Source organism: Nostoc sp. XA010 (genome assembly GCF_020829625.1).
GTDB lineage: Bacteria > Cyanobacteriota > Cyanobacteriia > Cyanobacteriales > Nostocaceae > Nostoc.
The window spans coordinates 34,915-59,753 of sequence record NZ_JAIVFX010000014.1 but is presented as its reverse complement, the minus strand read 5'-3'; the positions used below and the strand labels follow the sequence as shown (position 1 = coordinate 59,753).

At 41.1% G+C, this 24,839-nt stretch carries 24 protein-coding genes; 11 read left to right on the top strand and 13 right to left on the bottom strand.

Annotated features, from left to right (window positions below; all coding sequences use genetic code 11):
• Positions 1–137: 137 nt before the first annotated feature.
• Positions 138–1,355: an HhoA/HhoB/HtrA family serine endopeptidase gene (locus LC608_RS20415; protein WP_229555254.1), complete on the top strand. Its 1,218-nt coding sequence runs from the start codon at positions 138–140 to the stop codon at positions 1,353–1,355.
• Positions 1,356–1,791: 436 nt separating this feature from the next.
• Here LC608_RS20415 and LC608_RS20410 read toward each other — a convergent pair whose 3' ends face one another.
• The 6 genes from LC608_RS20410 to LC608_RS20385 all read right to left on the bottom strand — a co-directional run bounded on the left by LC608_RS20410 (position 1,792) and on the right by LC608_RS20385 (position 8,132).
• On the bottom strand, positions 1,792–2,694 hold the full coding sequence (locus tag LC608_RS20410) for an MBL fold metallo-hydrolase (RefSeq protein ID WP_229555253.1): 903 nt from the start codon (positions 2,692–2,694) through the stop codon (positions 1,792–1,794).
• 11 nt (positions 2,695–2,705) lie between these two features.
• Complete coding sequence (panD, locus tag LC608_RS20405; RefSeq protein ID WP_229555252.1) at positions 2,706–3,089, bottom strand: aspartate 1-decarboxylase; 384 nt, start codon at positions 3,087–3,089, stop codon at positions 2,706–2,708.
• Positions 3,090–3,246: 157 nt separating this feature from the next.
• Positions 3,247–3,759 (bottom strand): inorganic diphosphatase, encoded by a 513-nt coding sequence (locus LC608_RS20400; RefSeq protein WP_100901064.1) that lies wholly within the window; start codon positions 3,757–3,759, stop codon positions 3,247–3,249.
• A 518-nt stretch (positions 3,760–4,277) separates the two neighbouring features.
• Complete coding sequence (locus LC608_RS20395; protein WP_229555251.1) at positions 4,278–4,463, bottom strand: hypothetical protein; 186 nt, start codon at positions 4,461–4,463, stop codon at positions 4,278–4,280.
• A gap of 1,139 nt (positions 4,464–5,602) precedes the next feature.
• Positions 5,603–6,574 (bottom strand): DUF362 domain-containing protein, encoded by a 972-nt coding sequence (locus LC608_RS20390; protein ID WP_229555250.1) that lies wholly within the window; start codon positions 6,572–6,574, stop codon positions 5,603–5,605.
• Positions 6,575–6,710: 136 nt separating this feature from the next.
• Complete coding sequence (locus LC608_RS20385; protein ID WP_229555249.1) at positions 6,711–8,132, bottom strand: aspartate ammonia-lyase; 1,422 nt, start codon at positions 8,130–8,132, stop codon at positions 6,711–6,713.
• Between the two features lie 144 nt (positions 8,133–8,276).
• On the opposite strand from LC608_RS20385, the gene pgsA reads away from it, so the two are divergent.
• Together pgsA and LC608_RS20375 are read left to right on the top strand one after the other, a co-directional pair.
• Positions 8,277–8,804, top strand: a complete 528-nt coding sequence (pgsA, locus tag LC608_RS20380) for a CDP-diacylglycerol--glycerol-3-phosphate 3-phosphatidyltransferase (RefSeq protein ID WP_229555248.1) — start codon at positions 8,277–8,279, stop codon at positions 8,802–8,804.
• A 96-nt stretch (positions 8,805–8,900) separates the two neighbouring features.
• Entirely contained in the window at positions 8,901–9,797 is an 897-nt protein-coding gene (locus tag LC608_RS20375; protein WP_229555247.1) for an LD-carboxypeptidase, read from the top strand.
• 28 nt (positions 9,798–9,825) lie between these two features.
• Here the strand turns inward: LC608_RS20375 and LC608_RS20370 are convergent, their stop codons facing one another.
• The 3 genes from LC608_RS20370 to LC608_RS37325 form a co-directional block, all read right to left on the bottom strand.
• A complete protein-coding gene (locus tag LC608_RS20370; protein WP_308189903.1) occupies positions 9,826–10,872 on the bottom strand; it encodes a glycosyltransferase family 4 protein in 1,047 nt (348 codons plus the stop codon).
• 127 nt (positions 10,873–10,999) lie between these two features.
• Positions 11,000–11,527 carry a class I SAM-dependent methyltransferase gene (locus tag LC608_RS37330; protein WP_374108417.1) on the bottom strand — a complete coding sequence of 176 codons (528 nt, stop codon included), beginning with the start codon at positions 11,525–11,527 and terminating at the stop codon, positions 11,000–11,002.
• A gap of 15 nt (positions 11,528–11,542) precedes the next feature.
• A complete protein-coding gene (locus tag LC608_RS37325; protein WP_308189901.1) occupies positions 11,543–11,749 on the bottom strand; it encodes a hypothetical protein in 207 nt (68 codons plus the stop codon).
• A gap of 100 nt (positions 11,750–11,849) precedes the next feature.
• Between LC608_RS37325 and LC608_RS20360 the strand changes: the two genes are divergently transcribed.
• Positions 11,850–13,160, top strand: a complete 1,311-nt coding sequence (locus LC608_RS20360) for an ABC transporter substrate-binding protein (protein ID WP_229555245.1) — start codon at positions 11,850–11,852, stop codon at positions 13,158–13,160.
• 40 nt (positions 13,161–13,200) lie between these two features.
• Here the strand turns inward: LC608_RS20360 and LC608_RS20355 are convergent, their stop codons facing one another.
• Positions 13,201–13,947, bottom strand: coding sequence for a hypothetical protein (locus tag LC608_RS20355; RefSeq protein ID WP_229555244.1), 747 nt, complete (start codon positions 13,945–13,947; stop codon positions 13,201–13,203).
• 231 nt (positions 13,948–14,178) lie between these two features.
• Between LC608_RS20355 and hemE the strand changes: the two genes are divergently transcribed.
• From hemE to LC608_RS20340, 3 genes are all read left to right on the top strand, one after another.
• Positions 14,179–15,240 (top strand): uroporphyrinogen decarboxylase, encoded by a 1,062-nt coding sequence (gene hemE, locus LC608_RS20350; protein ID WP_229555243.1) that lies wholly within the window; start codon positions 14,179–14,181, stop codon positions 15,238–15,240.
• A 182-nt stretch (positions 15,241–15,422) separates the two neighbouring features.
• On the top strand, positions 15,423–16,373 hold the full coding sequence (locus LC608_RS20345; RefSeq protein WP_229555242.1) for an NAD(P)-dependent oxidoreductase: 951 nt from the start codon (positions 15,423–15,425) through the stop codon (positions 16,371–16,373).
• A gap of 181 nt (positions 16,374–16,554) precedes the next feature.
• Positions 16,555–18,153 carry a B12-binding domain-containing radical SAM protein gene (locus LC608_RS20340; protein WP_229555241.1) on the top strand — a complete coding sequence of 533 codons (1,599 nt, stop codon included), beginning with the start codon at positions 16,555–16,557 and terminating at the stop codon, positions 18,151–18,153.
• A 190-nt stretch (positions 18,154–18,343) separates the two neighbouring features.
• On the opposite strand, the gene LC608_RS20335 is transcribed toward LC608_RS20340, so the two are convergent.
• Positions 18,344–19,612 (bottom strand): tetratricopeptide repeat protein, encoded by a 1,269-nt coding sequence (locus LC608_RS20335; protein ID WP_229555240.1) that lies wholly within the window; start codon positions 19,610–19,612, stop codon positions 18,344–18,346.
• 256 nt (positions 19,613–19,868) lie between these two features.
• Positions 19,869–20,537, bottom strand: a complete 669-nt coding sequence (locus tag LC608_RS20330; RefSeq protein ID WP_229555344.1) for a 2OG-Fe dioxygenase family protein — start codon at positions 20,535–20,537, stop codon at positions 19,869–19,871.
• A 243-nt stretch (positions 20,538–20,780) separates the two neighbouring features.
• Here LC608_RS20330 and sfsA point away from each other — a divergent pair, with 243 nt between their 5' ends.
• Positions 20,781–21,506 (top strand): DNA/RNA nuclease SfsA, encoded by a 726-nt coding sequence (gene sfsA, locus LC608_RS20325; RefSeq protein WP_229555239.1) that lies wholly within the window; start codon positions 20,781–20,783, stop codon positions 21,504–21,506.
• A 170-nt stretch (positions 21,507–21,676) separates the two neighbouring features.
• Here sfsA and LC608_RS20320 read toward each other — a convergent pair whose 3' ends face one another.
• Positions 21,677–22,078 (bottom strand): fasciclin domain-containing protein, encoded by a 402-nt coding sequence (locus tag LC608_RS20320; RefSeq protein WP_229555238.1) that lies wholly within the window; start codon positions 22,076–22,078, stop codon positions 21,677–21,679.
• A gap of 553 nt (positions 22,079–22,631) precedes the next feature.
• Here LC608_RS20320 and LC608_RS20315 point away from each other — a divergent pair.
• The 3 genes from LC608_RS20315 (at position 22,632) to LC608_RS20300 (ending at position 24,786) form a co-directional block, all read left to right on the top strand.
• Entirely contained in the window at positions 22,632–23,042 is a 411-nt protein-coding gene (locus LC608_RS20315; protein ID WP_229555237.1) for a 2TM domain-containing protein, read from the top strand.
• An 820-nt stretch (positions 23,043–23,862) separates the two neighbouring features.
• The gene (locus LC608_RS20305) at positions 23,863–24,186 is read left to right on the top strand and encodes a phasin family protein (RefSeq protein WP_229555236.1); all 324 of its coding nucleotides are present in this window, start codon (positions 23,863–23,865) and stop codon (positions 24,184–24,186) included.
• Positions 24,187–24,264: 78 nt separating this feature from the next.
• Positions 24,265–24,786 (top strand): FKBP-type peptidyl-prolyl cis-trans isomerase, encoded by a 522-nt coding sequence (locus LC608_RS20300; RefSeq protein ID WP_229555235.1) that lies wholly within the window; start codon positions 24,265–24,267, stop codon positions 24,784–24,786.
• Positions 24,787–24,839: the final 53 nt, after the last annotated feature.

Sequence of the window (24,839 nt, the reverse complement as noted above, 5' to 3'; positions counted from 1 at the left end):
TTAACTTGATTATAGGTAGTTCGCAAAATGCTCTAACCCCATCATTGGGGAGAGCAGGCGAAACCTGAAGTAAAAATAACTGTAAATAGATTTGTCACGACTAAGCAACAATTAAGCTTATAAATCAGGTTGTGATTATGCGATTTCTCAAATTACCCAGGTCTTTACGCCAACTCAGTACTCATATTTTAGCGATCGCGCTAGGAGTTCTGCTAACCGTTAGCACATTGCAAGTGTTGCCCTCCCAAGCCGAACCAGCACCCATAGTAACTGCTGGAGATAGTTCACAACTGATTGCCCAACGGCAATCACCAGGCACTGCTGCGATCGGTAGCACTAGTTTTGTCACAGCAGCAGTGAATCGTGTTGGCGCAGCAGTTGTCAGGATTGATACTGAGCGCACAATTACTCGTCGCGTTGATCCATTTATGGAAGACCCCTTTTTCCGCCGGTTTTTTGGTGAAGGTTCCCCTCAACAGATCCCTTCTGAGCAGTTACGCGGTGTAGGCTCAGGTTTCATTCTTGACAAGAGCGGGTTAGTTCTAACTAATGCTCATGTGGTCGATAAGGCTGATAAAGTAACAGTCCGGCTCAAAGATGGTCGCAGCTTTGAAGGGAAAGTTCAAGGTATTGATGAAGTCACAGATTTGGCAGTAGTCAAAATTAATGCTGGTAGCGATTTACCAGTCGCGCCCTTGGGTTCTTCTAGTAATGTCCAAGTAGGAGACTGGGCGATAGCAGTTGGTAATCCTTTGGGATTTGATAACACCGTTACCTTGGGAATTGTCAGTACCCTCAAACGTTCCAGCGCCCAAGTCGGCATTAGCGATAAACGCTTGGATTTCATTCAAACAGACGCTGCCATTAACCCTGGTAACTCTGGCGGGCCACTATTGAATGGCCAAGGTGAAGTGATTGGCATTAACACAGCCATTCGTCCTGATGCGATGGGTATTGGGTTTGCGATTCCTATTGATAAAGCTAAAGCGATCGCCACACAATTGCAACGTGATGGGAAAGTTGCTCATCCCTATTTAGGCGTGCAAATGCTAACTTTGACACCCGATCTTGCCAAGCAAAATAACACCGATCCCAATTCTCCTATTCAGATACCAGAAATTAATGGTGTTTTTGTAATGCGAGTTGTCCCCAATTCTCCAGCTGCATCTGCGGGTATCCGGCGCGGGGATGTAATTCTTCAAGTTGATGGTAAAGCTATTACCAGTGCTGAACAATTGCAGAACGTTGTGGAAGACAGTCGTCTTGGTCAAGTATTACAGGTGAAAGTCCAACGAGGTAATCAGACACAGCAGCTTTCAGTCCGCACAGCCGAGTTGCAAAATGCTTCTTCTTAAAAGGGCAATATAGCCCAATACGGTTCAGTTAAGGATAATTGTAGGTTGGGTTTCACTTCGTTCAACCCAACAAATGCCCGAAAATGTTGGGTTTCGTTCCTCAACCCAACCTACGCAAATTTATTTTTCTGGCTTAACTGAACCGTATTGCAATATAGCCGATTTTAATAGTGTGGAATAGTAGGGGCACAGCAATGCTGTGCCCTTTGTACATTTTGTATAGCAACCTTATAGTCTATCTGGTCTAATCCTGCAATAACATCTTGGGCTGACTGATACCGAAATTTATTTGTATAGAAATTTGTTAAGGACACACCAGATCACATTATCTCGGCAGAGAAGCAAACTGACAAGTCAGTGCTTGTGCATAGCTTACCCCCGTAAGCATCGCTCTACCACCGATTCAAAATGCCAACAAGTCGTAAAAATCATTTAATCATTTAGCAACAATTAAAACTAGACCTTCACGGGCTAGTATTCCTTCAGGAAAGGCAGATTTAACATCGACTTGAACCTGATCAAGAAAATCATCATGGTCATCTGGGTGATGATGAGAAATGGCTAGCCGTTTAACGCCAGCATTCAGAGCCGCATTCACCGCAGCTTGCCAAAGCAAATCAGCAGAGTCATGGTTGTGAGATGTAGGCGGAGTGTAAGTTGCATTGGCAATCAGCAAGTCAACACCTTGAATGAACTGTAAAATCCGCTCTCGCTCCACTTGATCGGCATTCTGGTGCAAATCCGTGACGTAGGCAACACTATAATCTTGCCAAGTAACTCGGTAGCCAACTGACCTCTGAGTTTGATTAATCAATGCAGTTGTAATGATGACATCATCTAGCTTAACGTCACTGTCTGGAGTGAGATTGTAAAACTGCAATTCCGACTGCATTACCTGTAAAGGGTAAGGAAAGTGTGGCTGGAGCATCTGATCGTAGAGACATTGTTTGATTGAGGCTCCATTTGATGCAGCTGTGCCGTAAATATGGAAGCAATTTTCCCCAATAAATGCTGGAGCAAAAAAAGGAAACCCTTGAATTCTATTTGATTGGCAGTTGGTAAAAAATAAATGGGCTTCTAGTGGCTGTTGCATTTCTTGCCAAGTTTTACCCAGTATGCGTAAGCCAGTACCGCCATCAAAAATCAAGCGTTTCCCAGCTACATGCATTTCTACACAAGCAGTATTACCACCATAACGACTGGTATTGCTACTTGGAGTGGGAATCAAACCTCTTACACCCCAGAATTGCACGATAAATTCACCTGCTGGGCTACTCGGCAGGGTAGATGACTTTTCAGGTACGTAGCTCTGGGAATCCGACAACTCAAAATTTGACATTTTCCTTGAAATTAGACCTTACTGAGCAGATCATCATAGTGCCGCACTTCTAACAGCCTGTTTTTTTCGTCCACAATAACTACCGTAGGAGAGTAACTTTTTAACTCTTCTGGAGTGAACTGCCCGTAAGTCATTATAATCAAGCGATCGCCAATAATGCCTAGACGTGCCGCACCTCCATTTAGCTCAATTATTCCTGAATCGGCTGGAGCCGGGATCGCATAAGTAATAAAGCGCTGACCGTTGGCATTATTAACTACTTGCACCTGCTCATAGGGTAAGATGCCAGCTTTTTCTAAAAGCATTTCATCAATGCTGATACTACCCACATAGTTGATATTCGCTCCCGTAAGGGTGCAGTTATGAATTTTTGCCAAAAGGAGAGTGCGCTGCATTTGAGTTTGGGGTTGGTGGCAGATTTTAAAATCTGTAACAAGCGAAAGTTATAAAAGTGAGGAGTTAGGAGTGAGGAGTTAGAAATAAAAATTTATAACTCTTAACTCATAATTCTTAACTCTTAACTCCTAACTTTCTAACTCTCTAACTCTTCTATTATCCTCTATAAGCTTTGACGGATTTTTCTACTAAAGCTGCAACTTTGTCCACATCTTGCCAACCGAGAATTTCAGTCACCTTTTTTTCCAAATTTTTATAACTACGGAAAAATTCGGCAATTTCATCTAAGCGGTGTGGCGCTAGGTCATTCAGGGATTTGACCTGAGTGTAGCGCGGATCTTTGTCAGGAACACAAAGGATTTTTTCATCGCGATCGCCACCGTCAATCATCTCCAAAAAGCCAATGGGTCGTGCGGCAATCACACAGCCTGGAAAGGTTGGCTCATCAATTATGACCATACCATCAAGGGGATCGCCATCATCTGCCAAAGTATTGGGTACAAAGCCATAGTCATAAGGATATTGTACCGAGGAATAAAGTACTCGGTCTAAAGCAAAAGCTTCTAATTCCTTGTCGTATTCATATTTATTTTTACTTTTGCCAGTAATTTCAATCAGAACGTTGATTAGACCAGGTTTCGGTTGGGCAGGAATACGAGATAAGTCCACAAAAAACTCCTCTGATAACAATGGCTCATGGGGGCACTCAGTCAGCTTCGCTCCCCGTGTAGAATTTTAGGGCAATATGGATCTCTTCCCAACGTATTCATTTTCATTTCACAAGATAAAGCATTGGGAAAGAGGAGGCAGAAGTTCTTTAATTTTGAATTTTGAATTGATTTCTCCCTGATCCTCCCCTGCTCCCCCTGCTCCCTCATCCTCCCCTGCCTCCCATGCTTCCCTCATTTCCCTCATCTCTGCCACTCCTAATTGAAATGGAAAAAGCGTTGTGAAGAAACTTCACAACGCTTTTTCCAAGAGGGTATTATTTTCTACCATCCTTAATTGCTGTTGGAGGGATTTATTTCTGCCCCTACTCTGTCAAGACAACTGAAATCTGGAGTCACACAATAAAGATTTCAGCTTATTCTTGATGAAATACATCCAAATCTAGAGAGATTGTCTCAAAATCAGTTTTCTCCTTTTTTGTAGCTTTTCTGCTGGTGAAATGCTACTGGAAAGCTTTATCAATCTTGACTTCCTTTAAAATTTTGAACCAGGGGCTGCTGGTTATTTGGAACATCAGTTGAAGAATAGTGGCCGATAACAAATACGGGTAAAATGAGAGTTAACAGAGCGATCGCAGTTCCCACAATGTCTGCCAAACGTTGGGAATATGTGTCGGTATTGGCAGACTGGCTATTTGAATTCATACAAAATTGAAGTTCTTCGTAATGCTGTGTAGGTCTACTCTCTGATTGAGAGTGTTAATTGCTATATTAGCTATTTTTAAACTGTAGAATGTGTAGAATCCTACAATCTAAACCAATTCTCTAACTGTCATAAAAGCCTTTTTATACATGGAGTCCTTAATACAAAGTTACAAGTAAACAAATCATGTTTTATTTTGTAATTAATATTTTCAGATGTTTCCCTGTATGGTGTAATGGTTCGCATACGCAAAGCCAATGTTGACAGCATCATAAATTACATTTTTTCGCTGTTTAAAGATTAATTAGCAAAACATATTTGTCTGATACTTCATCATTATAACATCTTAAAACGCCTTTGATAAGGTCATTTTACTGTAATTGCTAATTTGTGATACAGGACACAAAACAGCAATTGCACTGATAAATATTTAGTGCTTTTGATTGTTATACAGTAGTTATACACAAAAAGATTTGACGCTAGACAAGAAATGGATAGGAATAATTTTGTAACCAAGGATAGCTACGGAATAAATACAGATGCATAAACTGCGTGTGCAGTATGGATTCAGTGATACCACTAAACAGATATTTTATAATTTAAATTTTAAAGCTTTTTGATATCACAGCAATTTTGTCAATCTATATATAGGTAGATTTAAAAATATTGTAAAAGGTGGCGTAGAGGTGTAGGAGTTATCGCCAAACTTTGCTCATGTCTGAACAAAATACCCAATCCCAATTTCCAGATTCTAAATCCGTATAAGTATTTTGGATAACAAATTAATCAGCTAAAAAAACCGCCACTAACTATCATAGGGCGGTCTGGATAAGCAATCGGAGGGTAATTACAGATTACTCTGCTAATAAATCAAATTGCTGTAACGAAGTTTGCATTAAATTGGGGAGCCGGGAGTAGGGATTAGGTATGGGTTTATTCTCCCCTTGTCTCCTTCATTTCCTTAGTACAGTGGGCGCGGAAATAAACATACCCTTCTCCTATCGGAGACGCTACGCGAACGGGTTCACCAGTCGCCTGCGGAGGGAAACCCTCCCGCAGCGCTGGTTCACCATTTCAAATGGCGCAAAAGCTTGGAATATAATTCTTTTGACTTTTGACTTCTGCCTTCCGCCTTGCGGTACTACTCCCTTCCATAAACACTCATTGGTTCCTTGATAAATCGGGTATAAAGATGCTTAAACGTAGACTTAATGACGCGGGGCATACCAAAATCGATGGGCATTAACTTGTCTGGTAGCCGCCAATCTTCTATTTTTAATAAGTCAGGATTTAAATGCGGAAACTCTATGTCAGCTAGTTCTGGACAAACTCCTAGCCTTTGGGAAGCTGCAACTGTGGGCACTTGTTCAGGAGGAACATTGAGGATTTCTATCATTGCCCGATCTAAGGCAAATATATCTGATGCGGCCGCTAAAATTCCCAGTTGGCGAGGTTCACCATTACTGGGACCATTTCCTTCATGACCGATGATGCCATCTAATATGGTTAAGTTAGGGTTAATTGCCCTGGCAGTTTCTACTAACATTTCACCAAATCTATTCGCATCTTTTCCTGCTTCCATGTGCCACCAAGCTTTCATTTTGCCGGGAACGCAACCAAATAAGTTTTTTACGCCCAGTGTTAATGTCAACTGCATGTGTGATTTCACTTTAGGTAAGTTAATCACTACATCTGCTTCCATTGCTTCTTTAGACAGCCGCAGATGGTTAAAATTGTCACTAATAGTTTGGTAACGCTGACCGTGAAAATCAATGATGGGAAGATTGAGTTCTTCTAAAATCGGCAGATAGCCGTTTGCTACTGCTACGCCTCTGGCACTGCCAAAAGCAGGACTATCGCCCAAAAATGGCTTACCGCCAACTTCAATTACCATCTGGGCAACTTCGTAAACTAGTTCAGCACGGGTGATACACTCTTTACCAGGACGCGTACCTGTAAGTAAATTCGGTTTGAGTAAGACGCGATCGCCTTTTTTCACAAACCCTGCCATACCTCCAAAAGGTTCCAGGAGAATCACTAAGGATTCTCGTAAAGCCTCTCGTTCGTAAGATGTAGCCCGAATAAGACTAACAGATGGTTTTTGAGTCTGCATAGATTAAATGGGGAGTGGGGAGTGGGGAGTGGGGGAGATAGGGGAGAAGCAAGGGAGCAAGGAGCAAGGGAGAGAAGTTTTCCCCTCTGCCCCCCGCACCCTGCCCCTCTGCCTCTTTCCCATGCCCCATAATCTATTATTCTGTTCTGAGCGGTAAGATACCACTCATTTGTTCTAGATTTAACACTGTAGCTAAATCTGCTTCACTCATCAATCCGCGTTCTAAAACAATCTGCCGTAAAGATTTACCAGTTTCTAAAGATTCTTTGGCGACAGCTGCGGCATTTAAATAACCAATATGGGTATTTAGTGCAGTTACTAAAGCTAAACTACCTTCGGCATAAGCTAAACAACGTTCTTGGTTCGCAGTAATTCCCTGGATGCAGCGTTCGGTGAGTGCGCCGATAGTATTACCCAGAATTTCGATACTGTGAATCAAGTTATAGGCAATTAGTGGCATCATCACATTTAATTCTAATTGTCCGGCTTGTGCGGCTAATGCGATCGCACTGTCGTAACCCATCACCTGAAAACACACCATTGATGTCATCTCTGCCATGACTGGGTTATATTTCCCTGGCATAATCGAAGAACCGGGTTGCACTGGAGGCAGTTGAATTTCTTTCAAGCCTGTTTTTGGCCCCGAATCCATTAGCCGCAAATCGTGAGATATTTTGACTAAATCTTGCGCTAAGTTGCGTAAAGCACCGGAAACATTTACAAATGGGGCCATACTTTGCATGGCTGCCATAAGATGGGGTGCAGGTTCTAAAGGAGTATCAATCAATTCTGAGAGAACTTCTACCACACGGGCGCGATACAAAGGATGAGTATTTAACCCCGTTCCGGCTGCACTACCTCCCAAACCCAGCACCATCAAATCTCCAGAGGCGGTGTAAATCCTATTTTGATGTTCTGTAAGGATTTGCGCCCAAGCCCGAAAATTCTCACCCAAACGCACGGGTACTGCGTCTTGTAAGTGGGTTCTGCCAGATTTGACGATATCTTGAAATTCTACAGCTTTGTTTTCTAAAGATGCGATCGCACCATCTATTGCTGGGTGTAATGTCTTGGATAATGCCAATAATCCACCAATGCGAATTGCGGTAGGAATCACATCATTGGTAGACTGCCCATAGTTAACGTGGTCATTGGGACTAACACGTTTGTAATTGCCCTTTTCTTCACCAATAATTTCTAAGGCGCGATTTGCCAAAACTTCGTTGATATTCATGTGGTGGGATGTTCCAGCACCCGCCTGATAAACATCCACGACAAATTGATCCCGGAACTTCCCAGCCAAGATTTCATCAGTTGCTTGGATAATCGCCTGACTAATATCTTGGGGAATGCAATTTAGTTCTCCATTCACAATTGCTGTAGCTTTTTTAATGATTAATCCAGCATCTACGTAGGTAGCTAAAGGCTTGATGCCGCTAATAGGGAAGTTTTCGATAGCCCGTAGCGTTTGAATGCCGTAATAAACGCTACTAGCAATTTGACGATCGCCCATCGAATCGCGTTCGATGCGGAATTGAGAGTCTGTGTGTTCAGTCATAGTATTGTTTTAAGAGAGCTACAGAAAACAGATTTTCCCACGCAGCCACACTCAGATACACTAATCTGCATAGATTTTGCATATTTGCTTGGCTGCTTGTTGTTTTACAGTTGTTAATTTTGAAGTTTGATTTTTGAATTCCCTATGACCATACCCAACTGGATTACCTTCTCTCGTCTATTGGGGATACCATTTCTGCTTTACGGTTTATATAATCCCACACCTCAAGCTCAGTGGATATGTTTGGCGATTTTTCTCATTGCTGCATTGACTGATTGGTTAGACGGCTATTTGGCGCGAAAACTCAACCAAATTAGTGAATTGGGTAAGTTTCTTGATCCCTTAGTGGATAAACTTCTGGTACTTGCGCCGTTACTGGTTTTTATTGAACTAGGAAAAGTGCCAGCTTGGGGAGTGTTTTTGATTTTAGCGCGAGAATTAGCGATCGCTGGTTGGCGGGTGAATCAAACGACGATTACGGGGGCAAATATTTGGGGTAAACTCAAAACTGTTAGTCAAATAGTTGCGATCGCACTTTTGATTGCGCCTCTGGGTGAAGGGTGGAAAACTCCCTCTGTGATTGCCTTTTGGGTTTCTGTCGCCTTAACTTTAATATCTGGGGGTATTTATCTATTGCCGCAAAAAGCTAGAACTCATGAAACGACAATATAATATTGTAATTTAAAAAATGATTCAACAAAATTTTGTAGGAGTTCTGAGGTATAGTTCTTATTCTTAACCCCTAATTCCTAACTCCTAGCTTTTTTCATGCCATCCAAAATCTTACCACCGCCCCTAAAACCTGGAGACTTACTACGAGTAATTACCCCTAGTGGTGCTTTGCGAGAATTTGAGGCATTAGAACAAAGTGTAGAAATTTGGCGATCGCGTGGCTATCGAGTAGAAATCACCCCTCAGATAGATGACAAATGGGGTTATCTTGCTGGTAAAGACGAAATCCGCCGTAACCAACTAGCAGCAGCATGGCAAGATCCTGATTGCCGTGGTATTCTTTGCGCCAGAGGCGGTTTTGGCAGCACCCGTATTTTAGAAGATTGGAATTGGCCAAACTCAGTGGTTCCCAAGTGGCTCATAGGCTTTTCTGATATCACAGCTTTATTATGGAGCCTTTATACAGCAGGAATTTCCGGCGTTCACGGCCCGGTGCTGACGACTTTGGTAGATGAGTCAGATTGGTCAATTGAGAGATTATTTGATTGGGTAGAAGGTAACTCTTTCGCCCCTCTCAAAGGTTGCGGTTGGGGTGGGGGTGTTGTAACAGGCACTTTATTACCAGGCAATCTCACAGTCGCTACTCACCTTTTGGGTACACCAATCCTGCCACACCTGGATGGTGTAATTCTGGCGCTGGAGGATATTACAGAAGCACCTTATCGGATTGACAGGATGCTGACACAGTGGCGTTTAAGTGGTGCTTTGTCTCAAGTCTGCGGTATTGCTTTAGGCGGTTTTACTCGCTGTGAAGCACCGCCAACTGTGTCTAGCTTTAGTGTAGAAGAAGTATTGCGCGATCGCTTAGGTGATTTGGGGATTCCGATTGTTTCTGATTTACCTTTTGGTCATGATAGCCCAAATGCTGCGTTACCAGTGGGTATAGAGGTAATTTTAGATGGAGATGCGGGAATATTAGCGATAGCGCCATAGTTGAGCGCAAATATTGATTAGTACTATATCAGTTTCTCAGAATTTTTTGAAACCACTCTTCGGTGCGATCGCCCATAGCTTCTAAAGAGTATAAAGTTTCTGCTTGATGGCGACAAGCTTGGCGGTCAATTTCATCCAAATGCTTAATCGCTTCTACCAAACCTTGAACACTATCAGGTTCCACCAAAAAACCAGTTTTGCCTTCTTGGACAATTTCTGTTAAACCACCTCGACGGTAAGCAATTAAAGGTACTCCACAAGCAAGCGCCTCTATTGCTATATTGCCAAATGCTTCTATCCAACGAGGAGTTACTAAAATTGCTCGACATTGGCCTAACTCTTTTTGTAGCTCGACCGTTGGTAAAAATCCTACATATTCTATGGGAGCATCAGGGTATTCTTGACAAATCTTTTCCCAATAAGATACATCCTGTTTTAACCCGAATATTTTGAGTGTAATGCCAGTTATTTCTGCTGCTGCTACTGCATCTTCTAACCCTTTTTCAGGAGCTATCCTACCTACCCATGCCAAGCTCTGAGTTGGTTTGGGGCAAAATTGATAAATAGATAAATCCAAACCATTTAGCAGACAAATACACCGTTCTGCAAAGGTAAAAGTTGCTGCTTGTGTTTGGGTGTAAACACCGATAGTACTGGGAAAATTGATTGCTACTTGTTCAATAATCTGATCCATTGTATCTGTTAAAGAACCCATACTGATAAAATGTGCGATCGGACAGTTAAAAAATGGTGTTAAATATAGTGGCAGCCAATCATAAGCAAAATTTACAATCAAATCATAATCTGCTTGCACTTGACGAGCATAATCCCACATATTCGCTAAAACAGAATTTTTATGCAGCAAAATTGGATCACTACGACTCTGATTTTGCGCTGGTATCTGTATTAGTTCTCCGGTAATTTCTTTAATAGGTAATGAATTGCTGATAGACCCTTGCGGTGCAACAATTTCTAATTTATGTCCTCGCCACAGCATCTCTTTAGCAAGATTATATAGGGTCAACTCTACTCCGCCTCCCAATCCTGAACCTAGCGGGCCCATTGGGGTAGACATAAATAATAATTTATGGTGCATTTTTTGGTACATTTACGTCGTTAATGTATTTTTATAAACATCATTTTTTAACCTAAACAACATAGCTCATTGGGTTTTGCTATGGCTCTACCCCAAAGATATGCAATTAAATTAAACTCTGCTTACGGTAGCAGCGAGTTGTAATTAGGTAAGGGTGAAAAACCTCTAAGAAGTGACTCTGAAGTGTATGAAAAAATGCTTCTACTACTTTAGGATCATCTAAATGAAAAGGGTATTCTTGATTAAAACCTTTAAAGAAATACCAATTCACTATCATCTTACCATCAGAGTTCAAAGCTTGATAAAATTGCAATAACTGCTGGCTAGGATCTAACAAATGCTCTAAAACATCAAAACATAAAATCGTATCAAATTTCTCTTTTTCAGGCATTTCAAAAACAAAAACTATTTTTTTGTCCAGTCCCATTTTCTCAGATCGATACTCAACAAAATCACGATTTATCGGATTAATATCATAATAGATTACTTGCTCAACTTGTGGGCAAAGAGCAGCGCCAAGAGCATGAGTTCCTATTCCACCACCAAAATCTAAGACTCGACCTTGGGCAGAATCTGCAATCAAGCGCAACATATCTCCAATATACTCATGACTTGACAGATGCCAAGCCCCCAATTCAAATAAGTAAATTTATCCTACTTTATCACGATAGAAAGCACTTGCTTCTTGCCAATTAAAATCTTTATGTCCTAAGTTTTTTATTTCCTCTTGTCCTACTGCTAAGTTTGCCTCTGTGGTTTCCGGATCTAAATTTAAAAAACCTTGTAGATAATGTTTTAATTCAAATGAATTTTCTAAAAAGCTACTTAAGAGAGAAGGCGTGGTAGAGTTTACCATAAAAGAATTATATTGCAATCAAATCAACGTATTCTATTTTAGAATAAATGTATACCACTTTGATTTATTACCCCTCGTAAACATTGAGACAGAATTTGGCATGAAAGCTACCCTTTTCCAACCCCAAATTCAGAATTTTTCCCGCCAGTCAACCAATTATACTTGGCGGCTTTCGCTGATAGTAATTATTCTGAGTATATTTTTATATGGTTGTCAGGGGACAATCCAAAAGAATGATAAAGTAATTCATTTGAATCTATGGCAATCAATCAATCCTCCTGCGAATCGGGATATATTTAATAAACTAGTAAATAAATTTAATCAGACTCATACTGATATACAGGTGGAATCTATCTTTATAGGCCAACCCCAATTACCAAAAATATTAACAGCAGTTGTGGGCAATGCGTCTCCAGATATTCTGTCATTCGATCCTCAATTGACCGGTCAGTTTATGGAACTAGGGGCAATTCGTCCTTTAGATAAATGGCTGGACAAATTTCCATTAAAGTCGGAAATTAGCCCCAACTTATGGGAGGAATTAAAATTAGATGGTCATCTTTGGTCAATTCCACTCTCCACTAGCAATATAGGCATTTTTTACCGACCTAAACTTTTCCAAGCTGCGGGAATTACACAAATTCCTAAAACTTGGCAAGAGTTGAGGGAAGTTGCTAAAAAATTGACCATAGACCGGAATGGCGACAATCGACCCGAACAGTACGGAATTTTACTGCCTTTAGGAAAGGAAGAATGGACTGTTTTTAGTTGGTTCCCTTTTTTATTGAGCGCTGGCGGAGAGATTGTAACAAATAACCATCCGAATTTGACGAATCCAGGTGCGATCGCAGCCTTACAATTTTGGCAAGACCTATTAAAAGATGGTTCAGCAATCCTTTCTTCACTAGAGCGAGGTTATGAAGAAGATGCCTTTATTGCGGGCCGCGTTGCAATGCAGATCACAGGCCCTTGGACTTCTATCATGAAGTCTAATGTTGACTTTAACGTATTCCCTATACCTGCGAGTGTCAAACCTGCTACGGTAACAGGCACTGGAAATATGTATTTGATGAAGAGTACACCAGAAAGAGAGCAAGCAGCACTCAAATTTTTAGAGTATGTTTTAAGTGAAGAATTTCAAACAGAATGGGGTATAGGAACGGGTTTTTTACCAGTTAACATTAAATCTGCCCAAAGTCAGGCTTATCAAGAAATTCTCCAGCAAAAACCTGTTTTGAAAGTCTTTATTGACCAGATGCCTGTGTCAGGTTCTCGACCAATCATTCCTGGCTATAGTCGTTTATCTGACAGTTTAGGTCGAGCCATCGAAGCCACCATGCTAGGAGCATCTCCAGAAACAGCGCTTAAACAAGCTCAAGTAAACCTCGATTCAATTTGGGATTCCCTATAATTTAGATGGAATCTAAAATCCATAACTAGCTTAATTTTGATTAACCAGAAATTCCACTCCGGCGATGTGAATTTCTTTTCAAGGTACATAAGCCAATTGCTGGTATAATTCCCAAAATTAATGCAGTAAATACTTGTCCACTCCAATACAGTATAAAAGTACGGTTGGCTTCTGGAATCAAATTTTGCACAACAAAAATCAACCAAATCAAAATAGTGATCAATAAGAAAGAGATTGAGGGTAAAAAGTTCCACCACCAAATGCTTGTTGTGTATCGCCTCAATACCAGCCACTGGCAAAGCCCTAGCCAAATACCAGAAATAATATATGCGATCGCAGACAGAAATCCAAAAATAAAAGTCTGCTCAGGAGATATTTCATTTAACGATATGGCAATACTTGAAAGATAGTTAATCCAGGCTGTAGAAACGCCGTTAGCAATCAGCCAACCTACACTAGTAGCAAATATCCATTGCCAACCCGATAAATATCGGTAAAGGACAAGAGCTTGATCGGCAGCAAAAATCACAGCAAATATAACATTGCTGAGACTTCTGACCAAAATGCCCCATGTTTGTGGTTGGATTGCAACGCTAGGTGAGGTTTGGAGAATAATTTTCTCTAAGGCGATACTGGCAACGCCACCCACAACCCATCCGATCAGGGTCATTAAGGTAAACTGGATAAAGAACCTCTGTCGCTGCGATCGCGGAATCAAAAACTTTCCTGGGTTAGGCTCATTATTAGCAGATGCAACATCATCGGGACTGTTAGAGTCAGTTTGCATAGGGAGTTAAGGGAGTGGGAAGATGAGAAAGCAGGGGAAGGAAATTAATGACTAATGCCCAATTCCCAATGCTCAGTTCAATATTGATTCTTGTTTTATCCTATTTCTCACTCCTTAGTCCCCACTCTCCACTCCCCATTCCCCTTTTACTCCAAACCTGCTGAAAAAGCGTAATCCCAGAATGATAAGCTAAACAGTGGCATAAAATTATGACTTAGGATGAAGTGATAAATGGGTGTTTATTCAACGACTCCTCATCTCTTACGGGCTGCTCGTGGTGAAGTAGTAGATCGTCCCCCTGTATGGATGATGCGACAAGCGGGACGATATATGAAAGCATATCGAGACTTAAGAGAAAAGTATCCTTCCTTTCGCGATCGCTCCGAAATTCCAGAAGTAGCAATTGAAGTTTCCTTGCAACCCTGGAGAGCTTTCCAACCAGACGGAGTAATTTTATTTTCTGATATTGTCACCCCATTACCTGCTTTGGGCATTGACATGGATATTGCCGAAGGTAAAGGGCCAATCATTCACTCGCCCCTCCGCACTCAAGAACAAATCGATGCTCTGCATCCTTTAGAACCAGAAGCAGCTCTACCATTTATCAAGACAATTTTGCAAGCGCTACGTTCGGAAGTAGGCGATAAATCAACGGTGTTGGGCTTTGTGGGTGCGCCGTGGACGTTAGCAGCTTATGCAGTGGAAGGAAAAGGTTCTAAAACCTATTCCATCATCAAAAACATGGCATTTTCAGATCCGACGATATTGCATCAACTGTTAGCTAAATTAGCAGATGCGATCGCTATCTATGCCCGCTACCAAATTGACTCTGGCGCTCAAGTTGTGCAAATGTTCGATTCTTGGGCGGGTCAATTGAGTCCTCAAGATTATGACACCTTTGCTCTCCCCTATCAAAAGCGAGTTTTCCAGCAAGTCAAGCAAACCCACCCCGATACACCTTTGATTTTGCTAGTTAGTGGTAGTGCAGGTGTGTTAGAAAGAATGGCACAATCTGGCGCTGATATTGTCAGTGTAGACTGGGCAGTGGATATGGCAGACGCACGAGCCAGATTAGGTAAGCAAGTCAAAGTTCAAGGAAATCTTGACCCAGGCGTGCTATTCGGCTCTAAAGAATTTATCCGCGATCGCATTCTTGATACCGTTCGCAAAGCTGGCAATTGGGGCCACATTCTCAATCTCGGTCACGGTGTCTTACCAGAAACTCCCGAAGAAAATGTCGCTTTCTTCTTTGAAACAGCAAAAGAACTGAATCTTGCAGGAGTTAAGGGTTAGAAGTTATGAGTTATTAGTTATGAGTTAGGAGTTATGAGTTATAAAGTTATCAGTTGCAAGGTGCAAAGTTATCTTTTATTCTTAATTCCTCACTTCTAACTCTTAACTTTATTAATAATTCCTAATTGGGAACTTTTAACTTAATTCTTAACTCCTAACTACTAACTTATTAAAATCTTAGTATGAGCCAGAAACGGATTTTAGTGACTGGTGCAAGTGGTTGTGTAGGTCATTATTTAACAGAAGCCTTAATTAAGGAAACAGATCACGAACTGTATCTGCTAGTCAGGAACCCAAATAAACTGCAAGTTGATATTAAGGTACGTTCGGGTATCAACGTTTTGCAAGGTGATATGCAAAATATTCGCCAATTTGCCGATTTGCTATCCACAATTGATACGGCGGTACTCACAGCCACAGCTTGGGGTGGTGATGAGACATTTGATATTAATGTCGTCAAGACTATAGAGTTGCTGGAACTGCTAGATCCAGAACGTTGCCAGCAGGTAATTTATTTTTCGACAGCTAGCGTTTTAGATCGGTACAATCAACCATTAAAAGAAGCCGGGGAAATTGGGACAGATTACATCCGTTCCAAATATGACTGCTTACAGAAAAAAGAAAAATTAGCGATCGCACCCAAAATTACCACAGTATTTCCTACTGTAGTTTTGGGTGGTGATGCGAATAAGCCTTATTCTGCTGTCACATCTGGCATTCCAGAAGTGACGAAATATATCAATTTGATTCGCTTTTTAGAAGCAGATGGCAGTTTTCACTTTATCCACGGACGAGATATTGCCAGTGTCGTGCGATATTTAATTGACCATCCTGCCAATAATCAACCACGTCGGCTTGTTTTAGGTCAAGCACCGTTAACTGCTAATCAAGCAGTGAAACAAGTTTGTGCTTATTTTGGCAAAAAGATTTACTTTCGCATTCCCATATCTATAGCATTGGCTAATTTGATTATTGTTCTGTTCCGCATTCGGATGGCCGCTTGGGATCGGTTTTGCATGAACTATCGGCATTTCACTTATGAGAAATTCATCAATCCTGATAGTTTCGGCTTGCCAAATTATTGTGCAACCATGAGTGATGTTTTAAAAATTAGTGGCGTTAAAAGTAAGTAAGTGGATCAGCCCCAACTCTTGGAGACGCTGTTCGCGTTCGGGGATGTAAGAATTCCCGTCCCTAGTTGCCCATTTGAGGCAAAAATATCAATGGTAAAATAAAACAACTTTAATAAAAAGTCAATAACTCTTTATTTTCGTTAGAGTGGGATAACAATCAAAGTGTGAGGATTGATACTACATGCGAATCTTGTTAGTGTATCCAATATTTCCCAAAACCTTTTGGTCTTATGAAAAAATCTTAGAATTAGTCAATCGCAAGGTTTTATTGCCACCTCTGGGTTTAGTAACAGTAGCCGCGATTCTGCCCCAAGAATGGGAATTCAAGCTGGTAGATCGCAACATCCGTGCAGCAACAGAAGAAGAATGGGCATGGGCAGATGTAGTAATCCTCTCTGCGATGATTGTCCAGAAACAAGATTTACTTGAACAAATCCAGGAAGCCAAAAAACGTGGCAAGCTAGTCGCAGTTGGCGGCCCCTACCCAACCTCTGTACCTCACGAAGTTGAAAATGTTGGTGCAGATTTTCTGATTCTGGATGAAGGCGAAATCACTTTGCCCATGTTTATTGAGGCAATCAAAAGGGGAGAAACTTCTGGGACTTTCCGCGCTACAGAAAAGCCTGATGTGACAAGCACACCAATACCCCGCTTTGATTTATTAGAATTGGATGCTTATGACATGATGTCGGTGCAGTTTTCGCGCGGGTGTCCGTTCCAATGCGAATTTTGCGACATTATTGTTCTCTACGGGCGCAAACCACGCACTAAAGCCCCAGCACAACTTTTAGCAGAGTTAGATTGCCTCTATGAATTGGGTTGGCGGCGGGGTGTGTTCATGGTAGATGACAACTTTATTGGCAACAAGCGGAATGTGAAATTGTTGCTGAAAGAGTTAAAAGTCTGGATGGCAGAACACAAGTATCCCTTCCGATTTGACACTGAAGCTTCAATTGACTTGGCACAAGACGCAGAAATGTTGGAGTTGATGGTTGAGTGCGGTTTCTCGGCGGTGTTTTTGGGAATTGAAACGCCGGATGAGGATAGTTTGCAAATGACTAAGAAGTTTCAAAATACTCGCAGTTCTCTAACTGAGGCAGTGGAAACCATTATCAAAGCCGGATTGCGCCCAATGGCTGGGTTTATTATCGGTTTTGATGGCGAAAAAGCAGGTGCAGGCGATCGCATTGTCCGGTTTGCAGAACAAGCAGCAATTCCCTCTACTACCTTTGCCATGTTGCAAGCGTTACCTAACACTGCGCTTTGGCATCGCCTGAAAAAAGAAGGACGACTACGGGAAAATCAAGATGGCAACATCAACCAAACAACATTGATGAACTTCCTGCCCACCCGTCCTCTGGAAGAACTTGCACGAGAATATATTGAAGCATTTTGTACTTTATACGACCCAGTAAATTACTTGGATCGTACCTATCGCTGCTTCTTAATGATGGGTTTGCCAAGTTGGAAAGCGCCAGCAAAAATGCCAGAGTGGGTAGTTGTGAAAGCGCTGCTAATTGTAATTTGGCGACAAGGAATCAAACGAGAAACCCGTTGGAAGTTCTGGCATCATTTGTTCAGTATTCTCAAGCGTAACCCTGGAGTTATTGAGCATTACATCTCTGCTTGTGCCCACAATGAGCATTTTCTAGAGTATCGGCAAATTGTCCGCGATCAAATTGAAAGTCAGCTAGCTGAATATCTTGCACAAGGTGCAGAAACGCCTTATGTGCTAGTGAAGGAAAAAGCGGAGGAAAAAGCGGAAGCGGTAGTCAGTTAGTTTCATTGGAAAATAACAAGTGATATTATCTCCGCTTGATTATTTATTAAGCCTTAAGAACCCCACCCCACCAAAGCTGCGCTTTGTCTCCCTGGCCCCTAATCCCCAGAGGGGGCCCCGAGTTCCCGGCAAGCGGGGAGGGGGTTGGGGGTTGGGTTCTTTTATTATGAATAATTTGGCGGACATGATATTATCTACCGCGATCGCGTTCTAAGTCATCAATCACTTTTTGCAAATACCAGTCGTCTGACATGCCAGGATGGTAATCCTGCTTCTGCTGAATTAATCTTTCGGCAATTTCCCAATATCCGCCAACCATTCGCAAAAGTCGCTGACGTAGTAGGTTATATTTTTGCTTTTTTGACTCTGGACTAAATTTTTGAATTTTTTCTAAGCTACTTAAGACTTGTTGATAATTTCCCCAGTCTTCTTGTTCACAAAAAATACTCGCCGCCCGTTGATAATCTTCTAAGGCATTTTGCATTTCTTCTGTGCAAGTATAGGCAATGCCGCGATTATAGTAAGCTTGAGCATCATCAGGATTGAATTGCAGCGCTTGGGTGTAATCTTGAATTGCACCGAGATAATTACCCATTGCTCGATAGGCATTGCCTCTGGCAATATATACTAAAGGATCTTTGGGTTGGATCTGGAGTGCTTGGTTGAGGTCTGCGATCGCTCCTTGATGATCGCCCAATATAGAACGCGCTTTACCTCGGTTGCGATAGACAATGGCATCTTGAAAATCTAATCGCAATGCTTGATTAAAATCTGCGATCGCTTCTCGATAATTACCCATTTTGCAACGCACAACCCCACGACAACAGTAAGCTTGGGCATCTTGTGAATCGGCTTTTAATACCCAATTTAAATCAGCTAGTGCCTCTTGGGTATCTCCCTTTTCAGCCTTTTCTAATAATTGCGTGAAATATTCATTTGTGGATAAAATGGGCGCATTTGGAGAACGTGATTGCTGTACAACAGGTAATTCTTGGGGTTGTAGCTGTTTAATTTGTTCCAGACACAGACGACAATTGTCTTTATCCTGTTGTTGCAAATATAATTGTGCAGCTTTTTTAAAGCTAGCGATCGCGTCTTGAATATAACCCTGTTTGCGCCGCACTATCCCCCGTAGATAATAAGCTGAAGCATAGTTAAGATTGAGACGAATAGCGCGTTCAATATCATCTAGCGCCCCCGGTAAATTTTTCAGCGCCACCCTTGCCAATCCACGGCAATAATATGCCTCTACACTCTCAGGATTCAACTTCAGAGCTTCGGTATAATCTGAAACAGCCTTAAGGATTGCTCCTGAGTCATAATATGCCAAACCCCGTTGCAAGTAAGCTTCGGTAAAGTAAGGTGTCAGTTGTAAAGCATGGTTAAATTCCTCAATTGCTCCAGCGTAGTCTTTTAGCCTAGCCTTTTCCAATCCTCTATTGTAGAATTCGTCATTCATGGCATTTGTTTGGTTGATTCAGTTAGTTGAATTCCATCACACTTGTTTCCTAGCCTAACCTATACACTTACCCTTAATATTTTTAAGTATTCAGCGTGCCTTTGCTTCCTTCTCGTGTATTAAAAAATGTATCAATAAAAATTTGTGGTTACTCTATCAGGATGATTATTTACAATTCCAAATAAAAAATTGGGGAAATGACTACATTCAATTCCCCATATCTCTCAGATTGTAAAATATTTACAGTTAACTAGAATTATTCTGAAAGTAAGCTAGGAGAAGTCAGTACAAAAATATCCCAACTTCCTTGAGCATCAGTTTGTGGTTTGATGGGATTGGCGAAATGGAAAAACTCATGGTCGTTGACCAATAATAGCTCCCCCGGATTTAGAACTTTGCTAAACACAGGTTTTTCTCTTTTGGCAGTATATAGATGTGTTTCTCCACCTTGAATATTATCTCTACTGACTGAAAAAACGCCAATAAAATCAGTTCCATCTTGATGGATACCTTCAGGGGCTGGACTACCAAAATTCTCTGGCGAACAAATAATTCTAATTTGATGAACTCCGATTTCAGCTTCAGGATGAAGTTTACAAGAATCACTAAATGCTAAGACAAGATTTCTAAAAATATCGAGTTCTATGAGTGCATCATCTAATTCTGCAAACTCTCTTTTTAAGTCGCCCAATAATGGATTATAGTCTTTACTTTGAAAGAAGTAGCCATGAGGTAATTTGATTAACTCATTTCCAGAAACTGTGAACCGAGATAATCTCCTCGAACGAAAGTTGCCTTTGATATAAGGGTCAATAGGCATATTCTTAAAAAATGGCTTGAAACCTTCTAGATTTATCGAATTTACCTTTCTTAGAGTAAACAGAAAAGCATATTCTAATTCCGTTGCTGTCCACACTTTTTGTATAGGATTTACCTCCTTGCATGTTGGAATTCTCCCGGATTTTTCTTTATGGGAGGATTATAATACCTAGTATATGGTACTTTTTATTACTATGTTGTTAATTTGACTACAAAAAATGACACTTTATGATATAGAAAATTACTCAATTTCTGCCACAGGGCGGAGTAGTTGCTGAAAAGATTTGCTGTTGAAAGGTAGGTGGGTAAGGAATCGACGTATATTTACTAGCAGCAACAAGGTTTTATAATGATAGATTGGCTTTACCGTTACCCGCCTTTGTATCCTGGTATTTTACTCAAGCGTTACAAGCGGTTTTTTGCTGACGTTCAACTTACTTCTGGCGAAATAGTGACTGCACATTGTCCAAATACAGGGCCAATGACTGGAGTATCAACTCCCCAAAGTGCGGTACAGCTTTCCAAAAGTGATAATCTTAACCGCAAATTGGCTTACACTTTAGAACTAATTCAGGTACATGACAACGAGCCGACTTGGGTAGGCATAAATACTTTTTTGCCCAATCGGGTGATAAAGCTAGCTTTGGCGGAACATCTGTTTCCAGAATTGGGCGACTATAGCCAAATCAAGGGTGAGGTGGTTTATGGGTTGGATAAAAAAAGTCGAGTGGATTTTTTCTTAACGGGGAGTGATGAGGAACGCCCGATTTATTTAGAAGTGAAAAATACAACTTTGTCTGAGGGGAGACTAGCTTTATTCCCTGACACCGAGACTACAAGAGGACAAAAGCACTTGCGAGAACTAATGGCGCTATTACCTCTAACTCGTGCGGTGATGCTTTACTTTATCAATCGCAGTGATTGTACAGAGTTCTCGCCTGGCGATCGCACAGATCCTATATATGGTAAATTATTACGCGATGCGATCGCTCTCGGTTTAGAAGTCTTACCTTGCCGTTTTGATATTTCCCCCGAAGGTATCCGTTATTTGGGTTTGGCAAAACTAAAAATTTGATTACACCTAATTAAATCTAAACCCATGAAACAACAAATCCATCTAGACAGTATCTAGATGGATTTGTTGGTAGTTGGTGTTTACTAAAAAACATTCAACCAGACTGTAATAGAGAAAAGACTACAGGTAGTCGCCGCCCCAGAAATAGCATTAGCTATTCTGACGTTTGCTTATGCAGGAATCAAAACTGTGTCAATTACGTGGATGACACCGTTATCAGCAGCAACATCTGCCGCTGCAACAGTTGCATCATTGATTTTAACGCCATTAGAAGCGTCAATTTTTACATCTGAACCTTCAACTGTTGTAGCTGTCTTTAGCTTAACTACATCAGCAGCTAGTACCTTGCCTGAGACTACATGATAGGTCAAGATTTTGGTGAGCTTAGGAATATCTTTCAGTAATGCGTCTACTGTACCTGCTGGAAGCTTATTAAACGCTTCATCAGTAGGTGCGAAGACGGTAAATGGCCCGGGGCCTTTCAGTGTATCTACTAGACCAGCTGCTTGGATTGCTGCAACTAGTGTGTTGAAAGAACCATTACTAACGGCGGTATCAACTATATCGGGCATGTGATTTACCTAGTTCTGTGTAATCTGTTACAAATCTAAACTATTTATTTAATAAAATCTATCTATCGTTAGACGTATGCCGAATAATTTTTTTTATTGATATCATAAATAATTGTCTATATTTTTATACAAATAGAGAATTACATATATATTATCTGGGCGGATGAGTTACCAGCACTTCTAGGATGCGTAGTTTACCACCACAGGCATCGCTCCTTTTTTATACAGAGGCAGGAGCGATCGCTATACAATGTCAATAAAAAAAGTACCTCAACATAATTAATAATTAGTAATTCATGATTTAAATCAGTCTTTTTTGACATTATTAGCATTCAACTTTCAAATAATGTTTGCTTAATTTCATAAATGCGATATAGAGGTATTGACAAATACAGTAGCTCTAAACCGATTGTGAGAAAATAATAAGGGTGTAAATTTAACTAAGTATTGGGTGCAAAATGTAGAGGCTTTCGCTAACTGAATTGAACGAAACCTAGCGAAAACCTCGTGAAATCAAAGGCGCATTTACACACAAACTTATAAGGTAATCAAAATGACTTACGATTCAGAAGATGTGCAAAAAATCCTTCAAATAGCACTCGCTCGTAAACAGGAAGGTGGATTTTCACGAGAACAGCTTATAGAAATGGCATCTGACTTAGGTATCTCTTCTGATATTTTGGAAGCAACTGAAAACAAGTGGTTAGCTCAAGAAGAAGAGGAACGTTTGCGACGCACATTTAATACTTTCCGACGCAGAACCTTTAGGGCAAATTTGGTTAGCTTCGTAGCGGTGAATTTATTCCTTATTCTTTTGAATCTAATAACTAGTCCTAGTTATTTTTGGGCTATTTTTCCAGTATTAGGATGGGGGTTAGGACTATTTTTTCATTGGTGGAGTGTTTATCAGAGTAAATCAGAGGGTTATGAAATAGCTTTTCAGAATTGGCGTGCAAAAATTTAACTTTTATCTAAGTCTTATCTACTTTTAAGAATGGAGATGCCAATAAGATGCTTTAAGTTTCAAAAGCAATGGGTTTATCTAACCTTTACTCATTTTATGATCGGAATGCGATTTGATTTTTGAAAAGCCAGTTGACTGAAAGCTTGCTAAATCAAATTTCGGTTCTTAATATACTCCGCAAAACTCAAATCGGATCGGCGGGATTCCCGCCGATTTAGCCATTGGTACTAATGACTCATGACCAATGACTTGAATTGTCGTGAAATATTAAGTTGGATTCCTATAATCTTTTGAGGCGATCGCTTCATTAGTAACTGTGGCGGAAGCTTGCCTGTTGTTAAGCCCCAACTCTTGGAGTCGAGAGTAATCTTTCACCTAGAAATGGAGAAATTTCCGTACTTGATACTTTGCTCACTCCACTACTGGATAAAATTCTCTTACTCCTTGGATGAATTTATCTTTAATAGTCTGCAAATCTGCTTGGGGTAAGGCTTTCCACTGCTCCAGTGTTGCCCCAAAAATGATGAGGGTAATTTCTGTGTGGTCATTGAGGCTAATCCAAACCTCTTTAGCGAGAAATCTAGGATATTCAGCCAGCCCTATTGTCGAAATTTATGCGTCCTTCTGAATAAAATTTTCCCTTAAATTGAAGACAACCTTAAACTTAAGTCGTTCTATAAGCACATCCTGTGATCTCTGTGTTTGCTAATTTGCCAAAATAGAGATGTAGGCTAGAATAACCACGCTTTTAGCATAGCTTGATTTCCTACACTCAGGAGCAATGATCGGCTGGTTTGAAATAATTTAAGAGGAAGGCAGTATGGACAGCAACAACTGGGTGCAACAGCTTATGATGGTGGGTCTTGGCACAACATCTTTAGTAGCAGAAAAACTGCGCCAAGTCAGCGATGATTTAGTTAAAGACGGTAAGCTCAATCCAGAGCAAGCCAAGGCAGTTATAGATGATATTGCCCAGCAGTTAAAGTCGGAGCAGGGAAACTTAGATGTTCAAATGCAACGGCAAATGCGAAATATGATGCAAGATTTGGGGGTAGCTCGCCAGTCGGAAGTGGACGAACTGCGCGGTAGAATTGACCGTTTAGAGCGTCAATTGCGCGATTTAGAAAATAAGCTTTGGCGTTAAGATGTCCTTTCTGATTTAAACTAATTGTGTCCTGTTGGTAATGTTTTTGCCAGGATACCTAAGTAAGGAGAACTGATTTTGAAACCAATTTTCCTCAGCGTGGCGTTCATGCTGGCGTGTGTTGTACTTTTGGCTGTAGGGCAAGTAGGCAGTAAACAGAATACTGCCATTGCTGCCGAGTTAACCCAAACGCTGACAGCGCCCCCAACTGTAACTGAAAATAATACTCTAATTGCGAGCAATACTATGTCTGATGCTAATGCCGTAACCACCCCCTCTGGATTAAAGTATGTCGAGTTAAAAGAGGGGACTGGGGCGACTCCTCAACCTGGACAAACGGTTGAAGTTCACTATGTCGGCACTCTAGAAGATGGTACTAAGTTTGATAGCTCACGCGATCGCGGCCAACCCTTCAGTTTTAAAATTGGCGTTGGACAGGTAATCAAAGGTTGGGACGAAGGACTTAGCACCATGAAAGTAGGCGGTCGTCGTCAGTTAATCATCCCCGCAGAGTTAGGTTATGGCTCTCGTGGTGCTGGTAATGTGATTCCGCCTAACGCCACTCTGCTATTTGATGTGGAATTGCTCGGAGTTAAGTAGAAGCTAGGATATGGGGCATAGGGCATAGGGCATGGGGCATTGGGCATTAGTTA

Excerpts from the sequence above, each read along its gene's own strand:
- LC608_RS20345 (WP_229555242.1), top strand. The coding sequence starts at position 15,423 with ATGAGCCAGAAACGGATTTTAGTGACTGGTGCAAGTGGTTGTGTAGGT.
- LC608_RS20375 (WP_229555247.1), top strand. The coding sequence starts at position 8,901 with ATGCCATCCAAAATCTTACCACCGCCCCTAAAACCTGGAGACTTACTA.
- LC608_RS20320 (WP_229555238.1), bottom strand. The coding sequence starts at position 22,078 with ATGCCCGATATAGTTGATACCGCCGTTAGTAATGGTTCTTTCAACACA.
- LC608_RS20335 (WP_229555240.1), bottom strand. The coding sequence starts at position 19,612 with ATGAATGACGAATTCTACAATAGAGGATTGGAAAAGGCTAGGCTAAAA.
- pgsA (WP_229555248.1), top strand. The coding sequence starts at position 8,277 with ATGACCATACCCAACTGGATTACCTTCTCTCGTCTATTGGGGATACCA.
- sfsA (WP_229555239.1), top strand. The coding sequence starts at position 20,781 with ATGATAGATTGGCTTTACCGTTACCCGCCTTTGTATCCTGGTATTTTA.
- LC608_RS20415 (WP_229555254.1), top strand. The coding sequence starts at position 138 with ATGCGATTTCTCAAATTACCCAGGTCTTTACGCCAACTCAGTACTCAT.
- LC608_RS20395 (WP_229555251.1), bottom strand. The coding sequence starts at position 4,463 with ATGAATTCAAATAGCCAGTCTGCCAATACCGACACATATTCCCAACGT.
- LC608_RS20315 (WP_229555237.1), top strand. The coding sequence starts at position 22,632 with ATGACTTACGATTCAGAAGATGTGCAAAAAATCCTTCAAATAGCACTC.
- hemE (WP_229555243.1), top strand. The coding sequence starts at position 14,179 with ATGGGTGTTTATTCAACGACTCCTCATCTCTTACGGGCTGCTCGTGGT.
- LC608_RS20340 (WP_229555241.1), top strand. The coding sequence starts at position 16,555 with ATGCGAATCTTGTTAGTGTATCCAATATTTCCCAAAACCTTTTGGTCT.
- LC608_RS20370 (WP_308189903.1), bottom strand. The coding sequence starts at position 10,872 with ATGTCTACCCCAATGGGCCCGCTAGGTTCAGGATTGGGAGGCGGAGTA.
- LC608_RS20385 (WP_229555249.1), bottom strand. The coding sequence starts at position 8,132 with ATGACTGAACACACAGACTCTCAATTCCGCATCGAACGCGATTCGATG.
- LC608_RS20305 (WP_229555236.1), top strand. The coding sequence starts at position 23,863 with ATGGACAGCAACAACTGGGTGCAACAGCTTATGATGGTGGGTCTTGGC.
- LC608_RS20360 (WP_229555245.1), top strand. The coding sequence starts at position 11,850 with ATGAAAGCTACCCTTTTCCAACCCCAAATTCAGAATTTTTCCCGCCAG.
- LC608_RS20410 (WP_229555253.1), bottom strand. The coding sequence starts at position 2,694 with ATGTCAAATTTTGAGTTGTCGGATTCCCAGAGCTACGTACCTGAAAAG.
- LC608_RS37325 (WP_308189901.1), bottom strand. The coding sequence starts at position 11,749 with ATGGTAAACTCTACCACGCCTTCTCTCTTAAGTAGCTTTTTAGAAAAT.
- LC608_RS20355 (WP_229555244.1), bottom strand. The coding sequence starts at position 13,947 with ATGCAAACTGACTCTAACAGTCCCGATGATGTTGCATCTGCTAATAAT.
- panD (WP_229555252.1), bottom strand. The coding sequence starts at position 3,089 with ATGCAGCGCACTCTCCTTTTGGCAAAAATTCATAACTGCACCCTTACG.
- LC608_RS20390 (WP_229555250.1), bottom strand. The coding sequence starts at position 6,574 with ATGCAGACTCAAAAACCATCTGTTAGTCTTATTCGGGCTACATCTTAC.